This window comes from Aquimarina algiphila (assembly GCF_007489275.1).
GTDB classification, from domain to species: Bacteria; Bacteroidota; Bacteroidia; order Flavobacteriales; family Flavobacteriaceae; genus Aquimarina; species Aquimarina algiphila.
In genome coordinates this window covers 65,176-90,084 of sequence record NZ_VLNR01000005.1, presented here as the reverse complement: position 1 = coordinate 90,084, position 24,909 = coordinate 65,176, and the positions used below count along the sequence as shown (strand labels likewise).

General features: G+C 32.3%; 22 protein-coding genes. 14 read left to right on the top strand and 8 right to left on the bottom strand.

The features are described from left to right. Positions 1-13: 13 nt before the first annotated feature. From FOF46_RS03705 to FOF46_RS03680, 6 genes are all read left to right on the top strand, one after another. Positions 14-2,188 carry a M3 family metallopeptidase gene (locus tag FOF46_RS03705; RefSeq protein ID WP_109437133.1) on the top strand — a complete coding sequence of 725 codons (2,175 nt, stop codon included), beginning with the start codon at positions 14-16 and terminating at the stop codon, positions 2,186-2,188. Positions 2,189-2,282: 94 nt separating this feature from the next. Further along, positions 2,283-2,996 carry a hypothetical protein gene (locus FOF46_RS03700; protein ID WP_109437134.1) on the top strand — a complete coding sequence of 238 codons (714 nt, stop codon included), beginning with the start codon at positions 2,283-2,285 and terminating at the stop codon, positions 2,994-2,996. Positions 2,997-3,008: 12 nt separating this feature from the next. Next, complete coding sequence (locus tag FOF46_RS03695; protein ID WP_143915499.1) at positions 3,009-3,455, top strand: tRNA (cytidine(34)-2'-O)-methyltransferase; 447 nt, start codon at positions 3,009-3,011, stop codon at positions 3,453-3,455. A 49-nt stretch (positions 3,456-3,504) separates the two neighbouring features. Beyond that, positions 3,505-6,363 carry a M16 family metallopeptidase gene (locus FOF46_RS03690; protein WP_143915498.1) on the top strand — a complete coding sequence of 953 codons (2,859 nt, stop codon included), beginning with the start codon at positions 3,505-3,507 and terminating at the stop codon, positions 6,361-6,363. Between the two features lie 19 nt (positions 6,364-6,382). Continuing rightward, the gene (locus tag FOF46_RS03685) at positions 6,383-7,828 is read left to right on the top strand and encodes a serine hydrolase domain-containing protein (RefSeq protein WP_143915497.1); all 1,446 of its coding nucleotides are present in this window, start codon (positions 6,383-6,385) and stop codon (positions 7,826-7,828) included. A 58-nt stretch (positions 7,829-7,886) separates the two neighbouring features. Next, entirely contained in the window at positions 7,887-8,408 is a 522-nt protein-coding gene (locus FOF46_RS03680; RefSeq protein WP_143915496.1) for a hypothetical protein, read from the top strand. Positions 8,409-8,594: 186 nt separating this feature from the next. On the opposite strand, the gene FOF46_RS03675 is transcribed toward FOF46_RS03680, so the two are convergent. Next, positions 8,595-8,852, bottom strand: coding sequence for a hypothetical protein (locus FOF46_RS03675; RefSeq protein WP_143915495.1), 258 nt, complete (start codon positions 8,850-8,852; stop codon positions 8,595-8,597). A 234-nt stretch (positions 8,853-9,086) separates the two neighbouring features. Between FOF46_RS03675 and FOF46_RS03670 the strand changes: the two genes are divergently transcribed. The 6 genes from FOF46_RS03670 (at position 9,087) to FOF46_RS31325 (ending at position 12,629) form a co-directional block, all read left to right on the top strand. Next, positions 9,087-9,950, top strand: a complete 864-nt coding sequence (locus tag FOF46_RS03670) for an AraC family transcriptional regulator (RefSeq protein ID WP_143915494.1) — start codon at positions 9,087-9,089, stop codon at positions 9,948-9,950. 113 nt (positions 9,951-10,063) lie between these two features. After that, complete coding sequence (locus tag FOF46_RS03665) at positions 10,064-10,777, top strand: pirin family protein (RefSeq protein ID WP_143915493.1); 714 nt, start codon at positions 10,064-10,066, stop codon at positions 10,775-10,777. Positions 10,778-10,788: 11 nt separating this feature from the next. Next, complete coding sequence (locus FOF46_RS03660; RefSeq protein ID WP_143915492.1) at positions 10,789-11,418, top strand: NAD(P)H-dependent oxidoreductase; 630 nt, start codon at positions 10,789-10,791, stop codon at positions 11,416-11,418. Between the two features lie 599 nt (positions 11,419-12,017). Further along, the gene (locus FOF46_RS31335) at positions 12,018-12,188 is read left to right on the top strand and encodes a hypothetical protein (RefSeq protein ID WP_160114234.1); all 171 of its coding nucleotides are present in this window, start codon (positions 12,018-12,020) and stop codon (positions 12,186-12,188) included. 39 nt (positions 12,189-12,227) lie between these two features. Continuing rightward, positions 12,228-12,404, top strand: a complete 177-nt coding sequence (locus FOF46_RS31330) for a hypothetical protein (RefSeq protein ID WP_167571737.1) — start codon at positions 12,228-12,230, stop codon at positions 12,402-12,404. Between the two features lie 48 nt (positions 12,405-12,452). Next, entirely contained in the window at positions 12,453-12,629 is a 177-nt protein-coding gene (locus FOF46_RS31325) for a hypothetical protein (protein WP_160114235.1), read from the top strand. 175 nt (positions 12,630-12,804) lie between these two features. On the opposite strand, the gene rimO is transcribed toward FOF46_RS31325, so the two are convergent. Beyond that, positions 12,805-14,106: a 30S ribosomal protein S12 methylthiotransferase RimO gene (rimO, locus tag FOF46_RS03655; RefSeq protein WP_143915491.1), complete on the bottom strand. Its 1,302-nt coding sequence runs from the start codon at positions 14,104-14,106 to the stop codon at positions 12,805-12,807. A 138-nt stretch (positions 14,107-14,244) separates the two neighbouring features. Here rimO and FOF46_RS03650 point away from each other — a divergent pair, with 138 nt between their 5' ends. Next, complete coding sequence (locus FOF46_RS03650; protein ID WP_143915490.1) at positions 14,245-15,357, top strand: serine hydrolase domain-containing protein; 1,113 nt, start codon at positions 14,245-14,247, stop codon at positions 15,355-15,357. An 8-nt stretch (positions 15,358-15,365) separates the two neighbouring features. On the opposite strand, the gene FOF46_RS03645 is transcribed toward FOF46_RS03650, so the two are convergent. From FOF46_RS03645 to FOF46_RS03635, 3 genes are read right to left on the bottom strand one after another with little or no spacing between them, the layout of a single operon-like run. Further along, the gene (locus FOF46_RS03645) at positions 15,366-17,807 is read right to left on the bottom strand and encodes a TonB-dependent receptor (RefSeq protein WP_208746745.1); all 2,442 of its coding nucleotides are present in this window, start codon (positions 17,805-17,807) and stop codon (positions 15,366-15,368) included. A 37-nt stretch (positions 17,808-17,844) separates the two neighbouring features. Beyond that, positions 17,845-18,765, bottom strand: a complete 921-nt coding sequence (locus FOF46_RS03640; RefSeq protein WP_143915488.1) for a FecR family protein — start codon at positions 18,763-18,765, stop codon at positions 17,845-17,847. Between the two features lie 54 nt (positions 18,766-18,819). Next, positions 18,820-19,338: an RNA polymerase sigma factor gene (locus tag FOF46_RS03635; protein ID WP_200825128.1), complete on the bottom strand. Its 519-nt coding sequence runs from the start codon at positions 19,336-19,338 to the stop codon at positions 18,820-18,822. A 110-nt stretch (positions 19,339-19,448) separates the two neighbouring features. Between FOF46_RS03635 and FOF46_RS03630 the strand changes: the two genes are divergently transcribed. Then, positions 19,449-20,126, top strand: coding sequence for a hypothetical protein (locus FOF46_RS03630; protein WP_143915487.1), 678 nt, complete (start codon positions 19,449-19,451; stop codon positions 20,124-20,126). 259 nt (positions 20,127-20,385) lie between these two features. Here the strand turns inward: FOF46_RS03630 and FOF46_RS03625 are convergent, their stop codons facing one another. The 3 genes from FOF46_RS03625 to ftsY form a co-directional block, all read right to left on the bottom strand. Further along, positions 20,386-22,062 carry an amidase family protein gene (locus tag FOF46_RS03625; protein WP_143915486.1) on the bottom strand — a complete coding sequence of 559 codons (1,677 nt, stop codon included), beginning with the start codon at positions 22,060-22,062 and terminating at the stop codon, positions 20,386-20,388. 34 nt (positions 22,063-22,096) lie between these two features. Then, entirely contained in the window at positions 22,097-23,701 is a 1,605-nt protein-coding gene (locus FOF46_RS03620; protein ID WP_143915485.1) for a carboxypeptidase-like regulatory domain-containing protein, read from the bottom strand. 140 nt (positions 23,702-23,841) lie between these two features. After that, entirely contained in the window at positions 23,842-24,795 is a 954-nt protein-coding gene (ftsY, locus tag FOF46_RS03615; protein WP_143915484.1) for a signal recognition particle-docking protein FtsY, read from the bottom strand. Between the last annotated feature and the right edge of the window lie 114 nt (positions 24,796-24,909).

Here is a 24,909-nt window from a genome sequence, read left to right as displayed (position 1 = left end):
AAATTGAATAGTCATGATTAACTCACAACTCTCTACAACTTTTAAAACAGTAGCACTATCTGCTATTGTACTTATGACAAGTTGTAATCAAAAGAAAGAACCTGTGGAAACCGAAACAACAAAAGAAACAGAAGAGACCGCAAATGTTTTATTAAAAGAATGGACAGGACCATATGGTGGTACTCCTGCATTTGATAAAATGACAGTTGCCGATATAAAACCGGCTCTTGAAAAAGGAATGGAACTTAATCTCAAAGAAATTGATGAGATTGCTAATAACACTGAAGCTCCTACTTTTGAAAATACAATCATTCCATTAGAAAAATCCGGAGCAGAATTAAGTCGGGTATTTACATATTATGGGATTTTAAGCGGTAATATGTCCTCGCCAGAATTTAGAGAAGTCCAGAAGGAAATGGCTCCTAAATTGTCTGAATTTAATTCTAAAATTTCTCAAAATGAGAAGTTATTTCAACGTGTCAAAGCAGTATATGACAATTCATTAAAAACACCTCTGGAAGCTGATCAGCAAAGAGTGGTACAGTTAACGTACGAAGGCTTTGCTATGAATGGAGCAGAATTAGATGAAGAAAAAAAGAAGCGTTATGCTGCGATCAATAAAGAACTTTCTGGAATATACACTAATTTCTCTAATAACATTTTAGCTGATGAAGAAGGGTATGTAACCTATCTTACAAAAGATCAATTAAGTGGTTTATCAGAACCTTTAATTAATGCATATGCAAAAGCTGCTACAGATAGAGGGCAAGAAGGTAAATATGCTGTAACCAATACCAGATCTTCTATGGATCCTTTCCTTACCTATTCTGATGAGCGTGACTTGCGTGAAAAAGTATGGAAAAATTACTATTCCAGAGGAGACAATGGGGATGATAAGGATAATAATGAAAATATTGCCAAAATTCTGAAATTAAGAAAAGAACGTGTCGCATTACTAGGATATGATAATTATGCAGACTGGAGATTACAAAATCGTATGGCGAAGAATCCAGAAAATGCAATGAAATTAATGAATGCCGTTTGGCCTGCTGCTATAGCCAGAGTAAAAGAAGAAGTAGCCGATATGCAAGCTGTGGCTAATGCGAACAAAGATAATATTACCATAGAACCTTGGGATTATCGTTATTACGCTGAAAAAGTAAGAAAAAAGAAATACGATCTCGATTCTGATGAAGTAAAACAGTACTTACAATTAGATAAATTAAGAGAGGCTATGTTTTTTGTTGCTGGTGAGTTATTTAATTTCAAATTCACACCTGTTGAAGAAGGTAAGGTTCCTGTTTTTCATGAAGATGTAAAAGTATGGGAAGTAAATGATAAAACTTCTGGAGAACATATTGGCTTATGGTATTTGGATCCATTTGCCAGAACCGGAAAAAGATCTGGAGCTTGGGCAAACACGTATAGAAGCCACACCACTTTTGATGGAAAAAAGACTGTACTAGGGTCTAATAATTCTAATTTTGTGAAGCCGGCTCCAGGAGAAGCTGTTTTAGTATCCTGGGATGATGCCACTACTTTTTTCCATGAATTTGGACATGCACTACACTTCTTTTCATCAGAGGTAAGATACCCAACCCTTAATGGTGGCGTACGTGATTACACAGAGTTTCAGTCTCAATTATTAGAGCGCTGGTTATCTACAGATAAAGTGATTGATAACTACTTAGTACATTATAAAACGGGAGAACCTATGCCAAAAGCATTGGTTGAAAAAATTAAAAAAGCGGCAACTTTTAATCAAGGGTTTGCTACTACAGAATACCTAGCCTCTGCCCTAATGGATATGAAATTTCATTTGGCAGATCCATCAAATATTGATGTTGATGCTTTTGAAAAAGAAACATTAACATCACTAAACATGCCCAAAGAATTGGTGATGCGTCATCGCACACCTCATTTTGGACACGTATTTTCTGGTGAAGGATATGCCACTGCATACTACGGATATATGTGGGCCGATGTACTTACTTCTGATGCTGCAGAAGCTTTTGCAGAAGCACCAGGTGGATTCTATGACAAAGAAGTAGCTGCTAAATTAGTAAAGTATCTTTTTGCACCTCGTAATGCAATGGATCCAGCAGAAGCTTATCAAAAGTTTAGAGGACGTGATGCAAAAATTGAAGCATTAATGAAAGATAGAGGATTTCCTGTTCCGAAATCTTAAATAGAAAATATTCTAAAAAAAAGCGCACTTGCGTTCTTAACAGAATGTAACGTGTGCTTTTTTTGTAATTTAGATTTTTGAATACTTTACACTTATGAATGATAGTATACGTCTCGAACCTGATAAAATCATTAAGACAATCGATTTACTAGAAAAAAGAGTAGCCGATCGATTTCCAAATTCAGGACTCAATACATTATGTCTACAATTTTTGAATACAACTCAAAAGACCAAACAAAATATCGAATGGATTTCATCTCCTAATATAACACTTAGAGTTTTTTCGTATTTGATTATATTGATTGGTTTAGGAGGTTTAGTTTATAGCATTACCTATATTGATCTAAAACTTGGAAAAACTACACTTGCCAATGTGGTTACGATATCAGAAGCTATTTTTAATGATATCATTTTATTAGGCGCTGCCATCTTCTTTCTGGTCTCTTTAGAGTCGAGGTTAAAAATGAAACGTGCATTAAAATCTCTTAATGAACTTAGAGTCATTGCACATGTAATTGATATGCACCAACTAACAAAAGATCCCAATGTTACTGACCTATCAGAATCTGCAACAGAAAACTCACCAAAACGTTCTTTTACCCCTTTTCAGCTTCAGAGATACTTGGATTATTGCTCAGAAGCAACAGCCTTAGTTGGTAAAGTAGCTGCATTATATTCACAAAGCCTACCCGATGAAAAAGTCGTTAGAGCAGTTAACGAAATTGAGATTCTAACTACTGGATTAAGCAGAAAAATATGGCAAAAACTCATTATTTTAAACAATTCAAATTCTCATAAAAACAAATAAGAACCATAAAGAATGGCATATAACATTGTTTTAATAGAACCCGAAATCCCTACAAATACTGGTAATATTGGTCGATTAAGCTTGGCCTCGGGATCAAATTTACACTTAGTAAAACCGTTTGGATTTGAGCTAAGTGACAAGAGGGTAAAACGAGCAGGACTAGATTATTGGAAACACCTCTCTCTAAATATATATGAAAATATTGAAGACTTTTTTGCCATGCATAAAAATAAAAAGATGGCGTTTTTCTCTAGTCATGGAGAAGCTGACCATTGGTCTGTAGATTATGAAGATGATATGTTCCTGATATTTGGAAAAGAGTCTGTAGGTCTCCCACAAAATATTACTCAAGCTAATCTTGATAGAACCTATAAAATTCCGATATATAATGACCATATTAGAAGTTTAAACCTTGCAAATGCTGTAAGTATCGTAATATATGAGGCATTAAGACCTTAGTTGACATTACATTATTTCTAAGTAAAAAAATCATCTTAATTTATCAATCATGAAAACAATAAAATTTCTATTTACAATCGTACTCCTTTCAGGAATACTGATCTCTTGTAAAAAAGATCCAGAACCCAAAACACAAGCAATCAAAAACAAGGAATTTAATGTAGATTTTGAGAAGTTTACACTTGACAACGGGTTACAAGTAATTTTTCATAGAGATACATCTGATCCTGTAGTTGCAGTAGCATTAACTGCACATGTTGGTTCTGCTCGTGAGATCGAAGGAAGAACTGGTTTTGCTCACTTATTTGAGCATTTACTTTTTCTGGAATCAGAAAATCTGGGAAAAGGTGGATTAGATAAAATGAGCGCACGTATTGGAGGATCCGGGGCAAATGGTTCTACAAGCAGAGATCGAACTAATTATTACCAAACTGTCCCTAAGGATGCCCTTGAAAAGATGATCTGGGCAGAAGCTGATAAACTAGGGTTCTTCATTAATACTGTTACCGACCCTGTTTTGGCTAAAGAAAAACAAGTAGTTAAGAATGAAAAACGTCAAAGTATCGACAATCGTCCTTATGGACATGTTGATTATATAATTGGCAAAAACATGTATCCTGCAGATCATCCATACAGCTGGCAAGTAATAGGATCTCTCGAGGATCTGCAGAACGCAACATTACAAGATGTAAAAGATTTTTATAACCGTTGGTATGTTCCTAACAATGTAACACTAACAATTGCAGGAGATTTTGATGCTGATCAGGCAAAAGAATGGGTACATAAATACTTTGATGAGATTAAAAGAGGAAAAGACATTCCAACCCTCGAAAAACGTCCTGCGATCTTGAACGAAACCAAAAAATTATATTATGAAGATAATTTTGCACGACTTCCACAATTAACCATGACATGGCCTACGGTTCCAGTATATCATCCTGACTCTTACCCTCTACAAGTATTAACCAGTTATCTTTCTGAAGGAAAAAAAGCTCCTTTCTATAAAGTATTAGTAGAAGAAAAGCAATTAACTTCTGAGGTTACCATGTATAATGCTGGATCAGAATTAGCTGGGCAGTATGAATTAATTATTCGTGGTTTTGAAAAAACGAACTTAAACGATGTTGATAAAGCAATTAAAACAGCTTTTACTAAATTTGAAACCGAGGGTATTTCTCAACAAGATTTGGATCGTATAAAAGCTGGTCAAGAAACCGCTTTTTATAACAGATTATCCAGTGTACTCGGTAAAGGGTTTCAATTAGCACAGTATGAAATCTTTGCTGGAGATCCTGGCTTTATTAATCAGGATGTGCAAAATATACTGGCAGTAACTATTGATGACATTACTAGAGTATATAACCTGTACATTAAAGACAAGCATTATATTGCCACCAGTTTTGTTCCTATTGGTAAGACCGACTTAATACTTAATAATTCGACACTTGCTGAAGTTGTGGAAGAGAAAATCGTTGAAGGAGCTGAAGAAACTTTTGATGCTAGCATTACTGCAGAATATGAGAAAACACCTTCTTCTTTTGATCGTTCTCTAGAGCCTCCATATGGAGAAAGTCCAGAGGTCAAAATACCTGAATTATGGCAAGAAAATCTTAGTTCAGGACTAGAGATATACGGAATTCAAAATAGTGAAGTACCGCTTGTTCAATTTAGAATGAATATCAGAGGAGGATTATTATTAGAAAAGTCAGACAAAATTGGTGTATCCAACCTCTTAGCACGACTAATGACTAAAGGAACACAAAATAAAACTCCAGAAGAGCTCGAAAATGCGATCGAAAGCCTTGGTGCATTTATTACAATCTCGGGAGGAAATGAAAACATAGTAATACAAGGTAGTACTCTTTCCAAAAATTATGACAAGACCATACGCTTGATAGAAGAAATGATCCTTCAACCCAGATGGGATGTCAAAGAGTTTGGATTACTTCAGCAAAGTGTTATTAGTGAAATTCAACAAGGAAAAGCTAGTCCTAGAAATATCGCAAACAACCAATATGCTAAACTTATTTATGGAGAAGGTCATATTCTTTCTCATGATAATTTAGGCACAGAAGCATCTGTCATGTCTATAACTATTGATGATCTTAAACAATACTATAACCAAAATATTTCACCTAGCATTACTAAGATGCTTATCGTAGGAGATATTACAAGTTCTCAAGTAAAAAACTCGTTAGCAACGCTCAATAACAATTGGCAAACTAAAGAAGTTAGATTTCCAGATATAGACACACCTAAAGCTCCAGAACAGTCCAAAGTATATTTTTATGATGTCCCGGATGCAAAACAATCACAATTACGATTTGGATATCCTGCCCTGGCTGCTACAGATACTGATTATTATCCTGCACAAGTTATGAACTATCGATTAGGAGGTGGGGGTTTTGCCTCTCAGTTGACACAACAATTGCGTGAAGGTAAAGGATACACCTATGGTATACGCTCTGGATTTTCTGGTAGTACTATCCCAGGACCATTTAGAATATCAAGTGGTGTACGATCCAATGTTACTTATGAATCTGCAGAGTTGATTAAACAGATTCTTAATAATTACGGTAAAAACTATAATCAAGATGATTTAGAAATCACAAAAAGCTCTTTAATAAAAAGCAACGCCAGAGCCTTTGAGACTTTAAACTCTAAATTGAATATGTTACTTAACATTAGTTCTTTTCAATATCCAAAAGATTATGTTACCCAACGAGAATCTATTGTAAATAATATGACTGTAGAAGAAGTTAAACAGTTGGCTAATAAATATCTTAATCCTAACAAAATGACATACCTTGTAGTAGGTGATGCCAAAACACAATTAAAGAAATTAGAACAATTAGGTTTTGGCACTCCGATTTTGTTAAACGAAAACAATGATAAGGTAAAGGACTAAAGCGACAAAATGTAAACAGATGAAATCACTAGTAATATATTCGACTATTCTGTTTACTATCATGCTATTATTTTGTTCTTGTTCTAAAACCAAGAAACGTAATAACGATCCTCAAAATTTATTATTTGAGGATCATTTGCTTCCCATGGTTCAAGTGATTTCTGAACCTCGTTATTACAATATTTTAGATAGAATGAAGCATTATAATATCCCTGGAGTTAGTATAACCACTATAAAAGATGGGAAAATAGACTTGGTAAAAGAATATGGTTACGCCAGAAAAGAAGATCATATAGTCGTTGATCAAAATACTAGATTTCAAGTGGCTTCGATTAGTAAATCGATCACTGGGCTGACAACAATACAACTAAGAGATCAGTGCGTATTAGACCTTGACGAAGATATTCGCACTTATCTAAAATCCTGGGAGCTACCAGAAAATGATTTTACCAGTAAAGCTTCAATAACACTGAGAATGTTACTCAATCATACTGCCGGAGTTTCAAATTTTAATGCCAGTGGGTATACTACAACAGAAAGACTTCCCAGTTTAGACGAGACTCTTAATGGTATTGGAAACAATCCCGGATTTTCTATGGATACCATACCAGGAACAGTATATAATTATTCTAATCCTGGATATTCAATTGTTCAAAAGGTATTAGAAGATATTACAGGTAGCCCCTTTGCTGATTTGGCAAAAGAAAATGTACTAGAACCTCTAGGAATGACTCATAGTACTTTTGAGACCATTTTACCAAATAAGAACAATGTCGAATACTCCTATTCCTACACTACAAAAGGAAAAGTGAGGAAAGGCTATTGGCATAATACGCCGAGAAAGACTTCTGCAGGATTATGGACCACCCCTTCTGATTTAGCAAAAATGTGTATAGCACTTCAAAAATCATTAACTACAGAAGAAGGGAATATTTCAAGAGGTTCTGCAAATGAATTGATGGAAGGCGATAAATATGGTCTGGGGCTTGACCTAAGAGGAAAAGATGATTATTTTAGTTTTTCGCATAGCGGAAGAATTGCTGGTTTTTTTAGTTATATGGTGATGTACCCATATACTGGCGATGGCATTATTATGACCACCAACTCTGATAATGGAGAGGATTTATTTCGAGAAATCCTAAGAGGCTTATGTGAACTTAATTCCTGGGATATTATACTTCCAAAAAAGATTAAAACAATAAAAATTCCTTCAGATACAAAAAACAAATATTTAGGTACTTACATCGGTAATAAGAACCATGAAATCATAACTGTTGAAATTAAAAAAGATGGTGATCACCTGATCATGACTGATCTTAGCAATACTACAACTTATCCTCTTCGAGCATTATCCAATACCAAATTTATTGATATTACCTATGGTAAATATGTAGAATTTATAAAGGAAGAAAAAGAAAACTTTTCGGTTGTTTGGGATGACGAGTATAAGTTTACAAAAAAATAGTACATTACTCTATCAATCATAAAAGAGTTGATTAAAGTAATCTGATGTCAATATAAAAATGGAAAGTAATCTTATCCATATTCTAAAAAAATGGGATGGTATTCATACCGATTACTTAATAGCCTGTTATGACCATAACCATCATGATATTTCATTTTTTGAATCCTTAGTAAACATTACATATAATACCACAGCACTTCAAACTGCTACTACCTGGCTTATTAAGCATCATTACGATCATAAAAAAACGCTCCCACAACATTTAATAAATGAACTACTAAGCAATAGTACCAAGTTAAAAAATTGGGAAGCCAAATTACATATACTACAATTACTCCCAAAAGTTCTCATTAGTACTTCCGTTATTAATACTTTGGATCTGTTTGTAAGAGCATGTATTATTAGTAAAAAAAAGTTTGTTCGAGCTTGGGGGTATCAAGGGTTTTATGAAGTAACAAAACATATCCCTGAATATAAACAAGAGCTTAGAGTACTCTGTCAAAATGCTATGCAAGCTGAAAGTGCTTCCATCAAATCCAAAGTGAGAAAAATTTTAATGCATTTGGATAAAAATAACTGACGAAGCTACTTTCATTGATGCTATGTTTTATTTTTTTACAAAACCATAATTATAGCATTCTTTGTATGGCTTGTTGCGGAATTTTCTTAAGGAAACTTCCCAACGAATCATTAAGATGCAAAATTGTAATGAATTCAGTTGAGGAATTCATACACAATGGGCTATACACCTTATTCTAACATGTTTTTAAATTGAATTCATATATAGATATCCTAAGTAAATTAGGATAATTAACATGATAACTTTTAATAACCATCCAATTATAGCATTCTTTTTTAACTCTCTTTGATTATAAAAAGTGTCAAATTTCTTCCTTCCTAAGTGCCAAAAATAGCGAATAATTGCTCCAAACCATTCAGAAGAGTTAAGTTCAGCGTCTGCCTCGGTTTGCCAATTCAACCCTTCCTTTTTTTTCAATTCACCTTTTTTAGAATCCTTAGTCATATGATTAGTCTTTTTGAGTGTGCCTTATCGGTCTCCAAATTCGATAATGTGTTACAACATGGCAATATGATTAGTTGATGTAAGTAATTTAGAAAATCTTTTAATTTATAAACCATTATAGAAAAATGAACAAGAAATAAATGTGAAGAGTATATTTTACCAACAATTATCAATCTTAAATAGCTATATTTAGATTGAGAAAAAATCAATAGCCTAGTTTGCTTAATCAATTTTATGCCTTCGTCCATTAAAACTTATGAGTTTGTAGATCGATCAAATGATCAAATGACTTTTGATATTAAGAAAACAGAAGGTATGTATGAGGCAAACAAAGGCAAACTAGATGAACCTCATCGTCATCATTTCTATACTATACTCTTTATAAAAAAAGCTAAAGGAAAACATATCATAGATTTTACAACCTATGACCTGGAGAATCACCAGGTATTTTTTATAAGTCCCGGACAAATTCATCAGGTCATCGAAGAACATAAATCTTATGGTTGGGTAATTACATTCTCCAGGCAATTTCTAACCGAAAATAATATTGACTATCATTTTATTGAAGATATTAATCTTTTTACAGATTATGGGAAATCACCTCCTTTACCTTTAAATTCTGAACAGGTAGACATATTAAATATGTACTGTGATCAAATCTACAGTACTCTACGCTCTCATACAAAATTTAAATATCATGCTTTGGGAGCATTACTTAAATTATTCCTCATATCCTGTAATAACATTTGTGATCTGGATCAAAAAAACACCCAACAGATTCATGCTGGATCCACAATATTAAAGGATTACAAGACCTTAGTTGAAAATCATTTTTCAGAATGGCATTTGGTTCATCAATATGCAGAAGCATTACACGTCACACCTGATCACCTTAATCGAACTGTAAAATCTTTAATCGGTAGAACAGCAAAAGAATATCTCCAATCACGTATCACAATTGCCGCAAAGCGCATGTTATTCTTTTCTGATCATACTACTAAAGAAATTGCTTATGCACTTGGGTTCTCTGAGCCATCCAATTTTAGTAATTTTTTCAAAAAATGTACAGGAATCTCACCTTCTCAATTTAAAAAGTAATCCAATATCGGATTTTGATATGACTACCTCGTATTCTTATATTCTTTTTAGACTTAAAAAGTATCAATTTTGTAGTGTAATAAAGAAATACCATATAAAAGAAAGGATATAAAATGAAAACTATTGTGCATAAAGCAGATACCAGAGGAAAAGCAGATCACGGATGGTTACACTCTAATCACTCTTTTAGTTTTGCCAACTATTATAACCCCGAAAGAATGAATTTTGGTGCTTTAAGGGTATTAAATGATGATATAGTGTCGGCGGGAATGGGATTTGGTAAACATCCACATGATAATATGGAAATTATCTCTATTCCATTAGAAGGAGATCTAGAACATAAAGATAGTATGGGCAATACTACGGTTATAAAACAAGGTGATATACAAATAATGAGTGCCGGTACCGGAATTTTTCATAGTGAGTACAATAAAAATAATGATGCTCCCGTAAAATTTCTGCAGATCTGGATAATTCCTAATCAAAAAAATGTAGTACCGCGTTATGATCAAATTACTTTGCAAGAAAGTGAATTAAAAAACCAATTATTACAAGTCCTCTCTCCTAACTCTGAAGATTCTGGAGTTTGGATTCATCAGAATGCCTGGTTTCACATAGGAAAGTTCGAAAAAGGAAATTCTATATCCTATGAATTAAAGAATCCTAATAATGGAGTATACGCATTCATACTTGAAGGAGATATGAATATAGAAGGACAAAGCCTAAACAAAAGAGATGGATTTGGTGTCTGGGATACTACTAAAATTAATGTTATCGCAGATAGTGAATCCAAAATATTACTAATGGAAGTACCAATGTCAATTTAAAATCATTAATAATGGAATTAATACAAAACCTAAAATGGCGATATGCCACCAAAAAATTTGATCCAACACAGAAAATTTCTGAAACTGATCTCGAAAAAATCAAGGAAGCGATTTCGTTATCTGCTTCATCTTATGGGTTACAACCGTATACTGTTTTAATTATAGAAAATTCAGAATTACGCAAACAACTACAACCTGTATCTTGGGGACAATCCCAAATAGTCGATGCATCATACTTGGTTGTTTTTTGTAATCATACCAAAGTAGGGGCAGAAACCATTGATAGTTATTTAAAATTAAAAGCAGATACCCAAAATCTTAACATTGAAGATCTAGAAGGATATGGAGACTTTATGAAGTCAAAAATTGGAGAATTAAATGATGATGCCATTAAGAACTGGACAGCAAGACAAACATATATAGGTTTGGGTAATTTGTTAGCCGCCTGTGCAGAGCTAAAAATAGATGCATGTCCTATGGAAGGTTTTGAACCCGACGAATATGATACCATTTTGGGATTATCAGAAAAAGGTTTATCTGCATCAGTAATTGCTACAATTGGATATCGATCTGATGAGGATATAACTAAAGATAGTAAAAAAGTACGCAAACCTATTTCAGAATTATTTCAGGTATTATAAAATATCAAAGTAAAGTAAGGAGGTCTATATGTGAAAAATTTAGACCTCTTTATATTACAAACCCTATTTCTTATTTAAACCTATTTTAAAACATCTAAATTACAAGTCTTTTTTAGGCACAATTTTAATTGCTAATTCTAAAAAAAAGTGCAATTATTACGTTTTAAAACTCTAAAAATTATCAGATCATTTTTTTATCATTCAAATCTCTAAGAAGGTTATCGTATTTACTTATAAAAATTAAATAAAAACACGAAAATCATATTTTTTAATGAATTATTCATAAAAATACTATAAAAACCACTTCTAATATTATCATATTGTTAACATAATGCTTATTTTAACCAATAATTAAGATGATTATTTTTCAATAAAATGATTCAAAATTTGAAGAATAATCACCTTCTTCCTTTAGAGTATTGAATAATTCAAAACGTTCACCTTAATTCAATTAAAAATACTTCAATTCACTTTTTTCGCCCTCCTTTTTTCGCAGGAAATTCATTAGCGAAACTTTAAGATTTTGTGTTGTTTTTTTAAATACATTTGCCGCCGATTTAAACGAACAAAATAAAAAGAACAAAATAAAATTTTAAATAATGATCAAAAAATTACCATTTCTACTAGCTGTTGTTGTAATCTTATTTTCATGTGAAGCAGAATCATTTGATTCATCAATCCCAACTCAGGAAAATAATACAGAAGAAGTACCCCCAGGAGATTCAAATCCAGAAATTACTAATCCTAATGATGGAACTATTAAAGAATAATTTGCCACAAATTTACCTAACAAAATAAAATTTATAATGATGATCAAAAAATCACTATTTCTACTTGCTATTGTTACTACTTTATTTTCATGTGAAGCAGAATCGTTTGATGAAAGCATTGCAACTATAGAAAACACTCCACAGGAAACTCCTGATGTTGAACCAGGAAAAATTATTGACACTTATATTGAAAATGATGGTGGCTTAAACAACTAAACTTTTTGTTTTACCACAAATTTGCCCAACAAAATAAAATTTATAACGATGATCAAAAAATCATTATTTCTACTTTCAGTTATTACTATCTTATGTTCTTGCGAAGCAGAATCATTTGAAGAAAGTATTGCTACCACAGAAAACACTCCACAGGAAACCCCTGATGTTGAGCCTGGAAAAATTATTGACACCTATGTTGAAAGCGACCACGGTCTAAATAATTAAGACAAAAAGAGATCAATATTTCTCTTTTTTAAAAAATAGTTCTCTTAACAATTTAGAGTTAGCCAAAAACATAAAAAAAGAGCCTGCTATTTAAAGAAAAGAAGCCCAAATGGGCTTCTTTTTGTATTAGAATTAAGTTGTATTATATATCTACTTAAAGAAGTTAGATTGTTTACTAGATAGGTTCTCCATACAAATCAAAATCTTCTGCTTCATATATTTTGACTGTCGTAAATTCTCCTGTTTTAAGATAGTGTTTGGATGCATCAACCAATACTTCATTATCCACATCTGGAGAATCAAATTCGGTTCTACCTACAAAATAATTCCCTTCTTTACGATCGATAACTATTTTGTATTCATTACCAATTTTTTGTTGATTCAATTCCCATGAAATTTGAGATTGAATTTCCATAATTTCATTTGCACGGTCCATCTTTATTTCCTCAGGAACATCATCTTCAAGATTAAAGGCATGTGTATTTTCTTCATGTGAATATGTAAAACACCCTAAACGTTCAAAACGCATTTCTTTTACCCAATCTCTTAATGTCTCAAAATCCTCTTGTGTTTCTCCTGGATATCCAACAATAAGTGTGGTTCGAATTGTCATTTCTGGAACTGCATTTCTAAACTCCTTAAGTAACTTAGTTGTTTTTGCTTTAGTTGTCCCTCGTCGCATCGATTTTAATATTGGATCAGCAATATGTTGAAGCGGGATATCAATATAGTTACATACTTTTGGTTCTTCTTTCATTACCTTAAGTACTTCCATTGGAAATCCAGTTGGGAATGCATAATGCAAACGTATCCATTCAATACCATCTACCTTTACCAATGCTTTTAGTAAATCTGCTAGTTTTCTTTCTTTATAAAGATCCAAACCATAATATGTCAAATCCTGAGCAATAAGAACCAATTCTTTGACTCCGTCGGCAGCTAATTTTTCTGCTTCGGTTACAAGCTCTTCAATTGGTGTTGATTTATGACCTCCTCGCATCAAAGGGATTGCACAAAATGAACATGGACGATCACATCCTTCAGCAATTTTAAGGTACGCATAATTCTTTGGTGTCGTGGTTAAACGCTCTCCAATTAATTCATGCTTATAATCTGCTCCTAAAGCTTTTAATAACCCTGGAAGTTCGGTTGTACCAAAATATTTATCCACATCTGGAATTTCTTCTTCTAAATCTGGTTTGTATCTCTCGGATAAACATCCAGTTACAAAAACCTTATCAACTGTACCCTGCTCCTTCTTTTGCACATACTCCAAAATAGTATTTACAGACTCTTCTTTTGCATTTGCAATAAAACCACAAGTATTAATTACAACAATATTACCCTCCTCTTCATGAACCACCTCTTTGTTGTTTGCGCGCAATTGTCCCATCAGCACTTCGCTGTCATATACATTCTTACTACAACCTAATGTGACTACATTGATTTTATTCTTCTTTAATGTCTTTGTTCTCATATATTCTGGATAAAGGTCTGCAAAGATACGAGGATTAACTAAAGATCACCCTATAAATCCAATAACTCTGAATGTTACCTCTTCTCTTTATTAAACCTTTTGTAAATTAAAGAGTCTAAATCTGTAAAACCTCAGTCTATGAAAAAGGTTGTTATATATAGTATAGCTATCACATTGTTGATGAACGCTTCATGCTCTGATAATGAATCTACAGATCAAACCTCTGATGAAACTATTATTACAGATACTACAAATAACAATACTCTGTATTTTCCACCAATAGATTCTGCTATTTGGGAAACACTATCAGTTCAAGAACTTGGATGGAATACTAATAAAGAACAACCTCTATATGATTTTCTCGAAGCAAAAGGAACGAAAGCATTTATTATTCTAAAAAACGGAAAAATAGTTATAGAAAAATATTTCAACGGATCTATTGCAACTGATATTAATCCTTGGTATTCTGCGGGAAAAACGCTCACGGCATTTACCGTTGGAATTGCGCAAGAAGAAAACCTACTAGACATTGATGAACCATCTGCTACCTACCTAGGTTCTGGATGGGCAAATATCTCTAAAGAACAGGAGGATGCTATCACAATAAGAAGTCACCTAACCATGACAACCGGTTTGGATTATACTATTACTAATCAAAATTGCACTGATCCTGACTGTTTAACTTACCTCAATGCTCCTGACAATTTTTGGTATTATCACAATGCTACTTATACCTTGGTCACCGATATCATTTCAAAGGCTTCTAATCAAGACTATAATGTATACTTTGATACAAAAGTAAAAAACAAAATCGGTATGGACGGTAGTTGGATAAAACTTGGTTTCTCTAACATTTACTATAGTACAGCACTAAGCATGGCACGTTTTGGATTATTGAACCTAAATAAAGGAGCATGGGATTCTACTGAGGTCCTTAATGACACGAATTATTTTTCGGAAATGACAACCACATCACAGGTATTAAATCAATCCTATGGCTATTTATGGTGGTTAAACGGAAAACCAAGCTTCAGAGCTCCCGGATTTGAAATATTATTTATGAGTGAATTAATACCAGAAGCGCCAGATGATCTAATTGCAGGTCTTGGCAAAAATGATCAAAAACTATATATAGTTCCTAGTCAAAACCTTGTAGTAGTTAGAATGGGTAATGATACTGGGGAAGCACTATTAGGACCTTCTAGTTTTGATAATGATTTATGGGAGAGAATCAATGCATTAATAAATTAATCCTTTTTTTAAAAAGACACTCTAAACGTTACATTTGGTGTTAGCCCTAAAGGGAATTCGTTTTCTTCCTGAAGTGCATTATTCTGATCAATTCTGTAATATTTATTGATTACATTTTGACTATTTGTAAGGTTCCAAACAGATACCCCTGTATGGGCTAAAACTCCTTTAGCTATTTTAAAATCATAGGTTGCCGAAATATCTAACCTTAAATATTCATCCAACCTACTACTATTTATTTTTTCAAAGTTAATATCATCACCTGATATAGGGTTATCTGCTATTGGCTTGGTGGTAGGTAACCCAGAATTCCAATTTACCCCAGTTGATATTTTTAAATTATTAATTGTATATGATGCTCCTACTGCTAAAGAATGTCGTATATCTATATTGTTAGGAAACTCTTCATCGCTAAAGGCGGTAAAAATGTAATTGTTCTGAGCATGAGAATAACTCATCCATGTATTAATATCATTAAATCTTTTATTAATTAAAAAATCAACTCCAATTACGGTGTATTCGCCGATAGCGTCTTCTAACTCAAATTCATTACGAAACCTCTGTCCTTTGGCTTTTATCCCTTCTACTGTTTTATAATACCCCTCTATACTCATTAACAACCCTTTTCTATTATAATACAATCCTAAAGATGCTTGCTTACTTTTTATAATCGGTATTTCTTCTTCTTCAGACAGTATCCATTTTCTTTTTTCTATTCCCAAAAAATCATTTTGTTCATTTATTAATTGAGAAATGTTTTGATGTTTAAACTCCCCTAATACTTCTACATTAAAATATTTAAGAAATTTTTGGTTAAACGACAATCTTGGTTCAATAATGTGGCTATCAAATTTCTCATTAAAATTATATCGTACTCCAACATTTACTTTGGTTGATTTAGATTTATAATATAATTGAGAAAAAGTGCTATGCGTTCTTATTACTCTATTCTCTTTTATTCTAAACGGCGGTTCATCTATATCATTTAAAGTAGAGACTCCTGTTTCTATAAATTGATATCCATTGAGAAGTGTTATAGCTTCATTAAAATCATAATATGTTTTTAATTTTGCTCCTGTTTCTGAGACTATATTTTCTTGCAAAAATCGTTGCCCATCCTGAAAGTTTGCATTGACGGCTTTAAGTAAATAGTCTGTTTCATATACCTGAAGAACAGACTTAAATGTTTCACTCCAACTCCTCTCGTACCAAACTCCTCCTGCAAAACTATTTTGCATTAAACTACTTTGACGGGATTCTTCTATAGTATTAGTATTAATATTTTCTGTAAATACTAATTCATTATTTATGGCCAAAAAATTAACTCTTAGGTTATCATTATCAGAAATATTATAATTCCACCGTAAACCAACATCATAAAAATCAAATATTATGTTTTCATTTTCAGGTGTTAGCTCACTATCCTGAGAAATTCTCTTAAAATACTCTTCATATGTAGGGCTTTCTACAACATCGCTTATCGATTTTCTTCCGGCTATTTGTAATGAAGATTTTTTTCCTATGGGGATATCCATAAAAGCATCTGCATTAATCATATTTAATCCAACACTCATATTGAAATCATCATTAACATTCTCATCTGTATTCATTATGATTGTTCCCGACACTCCATCTGTATATTCTGCATTTGTTCCATTTTTTAAAAGTACAGCTTTCTTGGTAAGCCTTGGGTTAAAAGCAGATATCAATCCGAAAAAATGACCAGATTGATACATTTTTATACCGTCCCAAAGAATTAAATTTTGGTCATGGGTTCCTCCTCTTATATTAATATTAGACACTGTTTCATCTGCACTATGAATTCCAGGTAATGCCTGTACTGTTTGTAAAACATCTGTTTCTATAAGTCCGGGAAGAATATCAAAATTATTATAATCGATTTGCAAACTACCATCTGCAGATTTATCAATTCCCTTGGTGATATAATCATTAAGTATAACTTCTGATAATGTTTCTATTTTTGGATTCATAAAAATGGGAGCACACTCATTTGGCCTAAAAGAATCAGCCAACCGATATATCGTTCTATACCCTAAATGCCCTATTAAGATAGTTTCACGTGGGTTTGAAATCTCTAATTCAAAGCTTCCATCTTCTTTACTTATCGATGAGTTCTTTTTTCCTTGAATAGTTGCACTTTCGAGAGGAAGTCCTGTACGTTTGTCTTCTAATTTTCCACAAATAACAAAAGACACATTTTTTTTATTAATAGAAATAAAGTTATTTGCAAGTTTACTAAACTTCAAACTTGTTTCTTTCTTTAGAAATTCTAGAATTTGTTCAATCGAAATATTTCTTTTTGGTTTTGATACATAAATATCTTCTATCGTATCATCTGCATAAGTAAATTTATATTCGAAACGGTTTTCAAGATCAGAAATAATATCGACTAATAATATCTTATCATTTGAATTCTGGCTATAAGACAAGAACGCAAAAAATGCAAAAAAAAGCCGTAATAATATGTTACTTTTTTGGCTTGTCTTTAAATAGTTTGATGTTATTGGTTGAGTCAAGGGTATAGTTAAGATCTAGGGGTAATGTTATTGATTTTAAGCCTTCTTCTAAATTTGTATGCACAAAACCTCCCGTAAATATACGCGAAGTATCTATATTCTCTAACGAAAAAACAACATCATATTGTCTTTCGAACTCATTAATTACCACATAAAAAGGAACACTCTTAAAACTACTTACATTACTCATCCATTCTGGCTGTTGATTTAATGTAGTATCAGAAGTTATCATTCCTTTTACAACTTTAAAAGTTTTACCTGCCGGTAATTTCTTTATATGATTTTTATATTTCACATTAACCAATCCTTCAAAGCATTGTACTTCAAAATACCCTTCACGATTCTTGACATTAAATTGTGTACCTAGCACACTCACTTTACCTGCATCTGTAATCACATCAAATTTTGATCCTTTAGCTACTTTAAAAAAAGCTTCTCCTTCGAGAGTTACTTCTCTTTTAGTAGTCCAGTCATTTTTATTAAATGTTATTTCTGACTTTGAATTTAACATTGCAGTAGAAGCATCTGGCAATTCTACAGAAATCTTCTCACTGATCATTGTCTCTATATTTGTATTAGAGTTTAGGAAGAAAAGCGACCCTATACCTACTAATATTGCAAAAGCTGCTGCGATCTTAAGAAATGGTTTATACCAAGTATTATGTTCGACAGCAGGTGTTTTTTGTTGATCCAGCTTTGCATAGAAACTATCCAAATCTGCTACTTCAGAAACTTCAGAAGCTTTAAAGTTTTTGGCTCCTTCCATGATTTTGATATGCATATCATAATCATCCAATTTTTTGAATGCTTCCAGCTCTTCTTTGGTTAATTCCCCAATCAACCATTTTTCTATGAGATATTCTTTATTCATTTTTTTACACCCTTCTATATATAAAACAACTTAATGTTTCTTTTTCCTTTACAATTATTTAAAACCTTCTATTTCGCTTTTTAATTTTTTATATGCTGTATAGATTCTATTCTCCACTGCCTTACGCGTTACACCAAGCATTTCTGCGATTTCGATATGTTTTTTCCCTTCTACTTTATTTAATAAAAAAGCGACTCGCTGATCTTCTGTTAACCTGCTCAATGCAATCTGATACTTTTTCAAAAACTCCTTTTCTTCTATAATAAACTCTGGTGACTCATTTGTATATTCTTTTGGTTTATTCTCTCTGTGTCGTAGCACTACTTTTTGATGTTTTATCTCATTAAGCATCATATTTTTTGCAACACTGAAAACAAAAGCTTTTGCTTTAGAGGGAGTAACTTTTTTACAGTTATCTAATAACTTAATAAAAGCATCTTGCATTTTATCATTAGGACTCAGTGACTCACCATATTTATAATATAGATAGTTGTATAAATCTTTTGAATATTTCGTATAGATCTTAGAAAACATCTTTTCTTCGCAGACATCTTCTTGCAGCTCTTTTGGCATTTTTATAAAGTTTCTTGGGTTTAAATTTAGAAAAAACTAAAATAAAAAAGGGATTTTTAATATTTAGTTGTTATAATAGTATAATCTTATATTTGAAAAGATTGCAGCTTATGAATACAAAAACCAGTTCAATTCTATTTCTTTTAACATGGGGTATTACCATGTTCATCACATCTTGTAGAAGTGAATCAGATGAATTATTACAAGACACAAATAATCAATACCTTAGTTCAGATTCTAAAATAGCTGGGTTGATTTTACGTGCCGTAACTAATGACGGTTCTGTAGATGACTCTATTGATAAAGCAAGTTGTTTTAGTATAAAATTTCCGTTCACGATTACAGCAAATAGTCAAGTAATAAATTATAACACTATAGACGACATTGCAGCCAACCAAGGACTTTTTAATGATACTGATCCAATAGTGTTTAGTTTTCCAATAACTCTAATATTTAATGACTTTACAGAAATTGCAGTTAATGATGATACACAACTACAAGGACAGGTAAACAATTGTAATGGTCAAAACGATAGTATCGCTTGTATTGATTTTGAATACCCACTTTCTGCTTCTGGTTTTGATTCACAAAATGAATTAATACTTAAAGTGGATTTTGAAAATGATAAGGACTTTTATGATTTTATAGACGGGCTAAATCGAAATGATTTTGTTAACCTGGATTTTCCTATGACTGTTCTTATTTCTGATGGTGCTGTCTTAAGGGTTAGCAGTCTTGGAGAATTAGAAAACACTTTTGATGATGTACTTAGAAATAGATGTAATTAAATCATTATCACTTATTTTATATTCATTAATAACACAAAAAAATCACTTAATATCATACAAATAAATTAAAACCCATAATCATCTTACTCTACAAACCAAAACCTATGTCAAAATTACCTAAACAGGCGTCAAAACTTGGATTGCTGTTAAGCGGGGCTTTCTTAATAGCGTATTGCATTTTTATGATCTATTTGACGTTTGACCTCAACAATTAAAACCCACACCCCTCTTTTTTTACAAAAGAGGGGATTTTTATATTTTATTCAATGTATGAAACAGGCATCTTACGTTCTTTTGTAACTTTTTCGTACGCATGACCCAATTGCAATAATTTACCTTCAGAAAAAGGTTCGGCAATAAACGTAAGCCCTTTTGGTTCTCCCTTGGCTGAATATCCCATAGGTACTGTAAGAGCCGGATATTTGGCAACAGCGGCATATCCCGCATGATAATTATTAATGGAGAGTATTGCATCTAATTGATGTTTATTTATGTGAACATCAAAATATGTACGCGCAGCCGTTTTTAACCTCTCCTTAATCTCATTTAATTCTTCGACTGTAGTGCTATCTGTTATTATACCCTCAAATAATTGTTGCCCATATGGAATACGTATCAACGTATCTTTATTATTGAAAGCAATCGCATCTTCGATATTTTTTATCTCAACTTCATCCCCAGCCTGTGTTTTAATATATTCTGGAAGATCGTTTTTCATATCAATATTCAAAATGCTTAGGAAACCTGGTAATTGAACTTGTTCTGGTTCAATTTCAATAAGCACACCTCCTGCTTTCTCTATTTTTTCTGTTGCTATTTTGTATATCGAATCTTCTAAAAGGTCTTTTATAATACCAAAACGCTTTTCTTTTAAACTCACATCATTAATTAAGTTTACAAAATTTATATCTGTAGCTATAGAAGGTGCGTCATTGTTATCCTTACCAATAATTGCATTGAGTACAATTGCATTATCAATCACACTTTTGGTCATAGGACCAGGAGTATCCAAAGTACTCGAAATAGGCACTATTCCTGTTCTACTTAATACTCCAATGGTTGGTTTAAGCCCAACTACAGAATTTTGACTAGATGGAGACAAAATAGACCCGCTAGTCTCCATTCCTATAGCTGCGACGCAAAAATTTGCTGCTACCGTAACTCCGCTACCCGAACTAGATCCTCCGGTTTCAAAAATCATTCTCCCGTATGGATTAAGAGTTTGTCCACCTACTGCGCTATAACCAACTGGACATCCTGAACATAAAAAATATGCCCATTCACTAAGATTAGCTTTGCCAAGAATTAACGCATTTTTCGCAATTAACTTCTCTGTTATAAAAGCGTTTTTAGTATTATTATGCTGCAGCGCTATTGCTCCTGCTGTGGTAGCTATATCTTCTGTGTTGATATTGTCCTTAAGCAGAATAGGCATCCCAAAAACAGAATTTACATCAATACTCGCTTTATCAACTTTATCTAATTCTCGAGCAAGATCGACTACCTTTGGATTGAGAGCTATCACCGAATTTAATGACAAAGCATTATCACTTTCGTATTTTCTAATGCGGTAGATATAGAAAAGAGTTAACTCTTCATACGTAAGCCTATTATCTTTTATGTTTTGTTGAATTGTAGGTATATCTTTTTCCAAGATAAATTGCTTTAAACTCTTATATTTTTCTTCAGAGAAAAAATCTAATTCGGGCTCTAAACTCTTCCAAATGTCATTTTTATCCAATACTTTAGAATTCACCAATTTTAAATGCATCCTGGCCTGCTCAAGTGATTGAGTTGCTTCCAGATCTTTGGTTTCATCATAGGATTGCCAAACTACCCTGGGTTGTTTCTCTTCTTGTGGTTTTGTATCCTTTTCCTTTTTACAAGAAACAAAAACAGAAACAACAAAAAGAAGAAGTATAATTACGTTTTTCATGAAAAGTAGATTTTAAATTTAAAAATTCTCTTAATTAATGACCTGTGTGCTTTTTTAACGGAGTATTTACCCAATACTTATCTTTATCTTTAAAAAGATTAATCTCAGACGTAGATAATGGAGCATACTTATTCATTGTTTTTGTAGTATCCTTTATCTTTTTACCGGGAAAAACCTCTTGTACAAATATCTCTCTATATTGATTTAAGGTTACTTTAGGAATTTCGTTTATTACATTTCCATCAATGTCACTGATATTTCTAATTTTTAACTTAATATCTTCAGAAAAGTTTTTAAAGTTAAAATCGGGTATAGAAAATAATTGTTCTTGATCTATTACAATCCTTAAATGATCATCAAAGGTTAAAACATCCTTAATACGAACCTTATGTTTTTTATAAGTATATGTTATTTTAAACTTATTTGAAATAGGAGTTATTGTTTTTTTATCTAATTTTCTGTTGAAATACACATCAAAAAACATATTATCAAGATCTAAGAAAATATTTTCTATCCTAAAATAATAATCAGTATTAACCTGAAATTTATTATTGAATGTTATATAATTAAGGTACATTTTTCCTTTTATAGGAGCATACTCTAATGCAACTCTATATAATGCATTCTTTTTTTTCTGTTTAAATACTTCATAATTAAGTTTATGAATTGCAAAATTCTCCTTAGCAATAAAAATTTTCCCTTTTGCAAAATGTAGTGCTCCAGAAGCCGCGTCTTCTGCCACAAAATTAATTTCATAGATCGGGGTATCATCAAGGTAACGGATACCTTGCAAGCTAAAAAAATGATTCTTCAAAAAATCTACATCCAAAACATCTATAAAGGAGAAAGACATCCTATCATGATTCCGTATTGCATTGGTAATATTCAAGACATTTAATTCATTTCCTCCTAAAGGAGAAATAATAACACTTTCCAGGTATTTTTCTTTTACATTATCATAAGGGATAGCTAATCCACTATCTTGAGCAAAAGTCTCATTTCTGTGATAGCTATAAAGCAGTGTTTGATTTTGTTTATTAGTTAAATAATCTGTACCGAATCCAGCATCGAATACCTCAATTATACTTTCATTTAAATTAATATATTGAGTGCTTTTTTTTTGATTGGACAACACTCTATAAGAATCATCTACAGGCTGCTGATAATCACGATAATAAGCTATATATGAAAATGGCTTTTTAGGATAATTTAGAACAATATTTTGTAATGCTTTTTTTATGATTTGCCTAGCAGTAAACCGACGTTTTTTCTTTCTTCCCGAAACCAATGTAACAGCATCTAATTCTTCAACATTGGGTTTTAAATAAATAATATTTATCTGGTTGCTAAGAAGTTTCCCTATTACTATTTCTTTAGTTCTATATCCTATAGAAGATAGACTTATTTTTCCAGAAACATCCAAAGTTGAAGGGAGTCTAAATTGACCTTCATCATCTGCAATCACTCCTCTATTTGTTCCCAGCAACTTAACAGTAGCATAAAATATCGGAGTTTTTGAATCTTCATCTAATATTCGACAAAGGAATTGATCTTGATCAAACTGATTCTGAGCGTTAATTCTCTGTAAACAACAACAAAAAATAGTTATGACAAAAAAAAGAGCTTTCTTAAATATCATTATTAAAACCGTTATATGGGTAAGGTTTACAATCCAATCAATTTTTGCTTGTATATTATCCTTATATAAAAATCAATAAAAAAAGGCACCTTAATTATATCAAGGTGCCTTTTTAACTATATTATAACAGTTTCTTTTTTTTATTTAAAGAACGAATCTACAAATTCATATTTATTAAATACCTGAAGATCTTCAATACCCTCTCCAACACCTATATACTTAACAGGGATTTGAAATTGATCACTTATACCAATCACTACTCCGCCTTTGGCTGTTCCGTCTAATTTGGTAACTGCTAACGAAGTTACCTCTGTAGCAGCTGTAAACTGTTTTGCTTGTTCAAAAGCATTTTGACCAGTAGAACCATCTAAAACCAATAATACGTCATGAGGAGCATCTCCTATCACTTTCTGCATTACTCGTTTCACTTTTGTCAACTCGTTCATCAAATTGATTTTATTATGTAATCTACCTGCTGTATCAATTATAATCACATCTGCATCTTGATTCACTCCCGATTCTAATGTATCAAAAGCCACAGAAGCCGGATCACTACCCATATCTTGCTTAACTATAGGAACATCTACTCGATCTGCCCATACTTGTAACTGATCGATAGCCGCCGCTCTAAAGGTATCAGCTGCTCCTAATACAACTTTTAACCCTTTATTCTTTAACTGATAAGCTAATTTTCCTATTGTAGTGGTTTTACCAACTCCATTTACCCCAACAACCATTAAAACATAGGGTTTCTTATCCTTTGGAATCTCAAAATCGGTCGCTTCTCCTACATTGGTTTCAGAAAGTAAACCCGCAATTTCCTCTCTAAGGATTTTATTTAATTCATCTGTTCCCAGATATTTATCCTTTGACACACGGTTTTCTATACGTTCTATAATCTTAATGGTGGTTTTCACACCAACATCACTTGTGACTAATATTTCTTCTAAATCATCCAGTACATCATCATCAACCTTGGATTTACCTGCTACTGCTTTACTTAATTTAGAAAAAAAATTAGTTTTAGATTTCTCTAATCCTTTATCAAGTGTTTCCTTTTTCTCTGAAGAAAATATATTTTTAAAAAGCCCCATCTGTACTATTCAATATGCTAAAAATTAAAAAAACTAAAATAGTTAGTTACATTCTTTAAATATAAAAAGAAAGAGCCATTTCAATACAATTGAAACGGCTTCTTTTTAAAATAT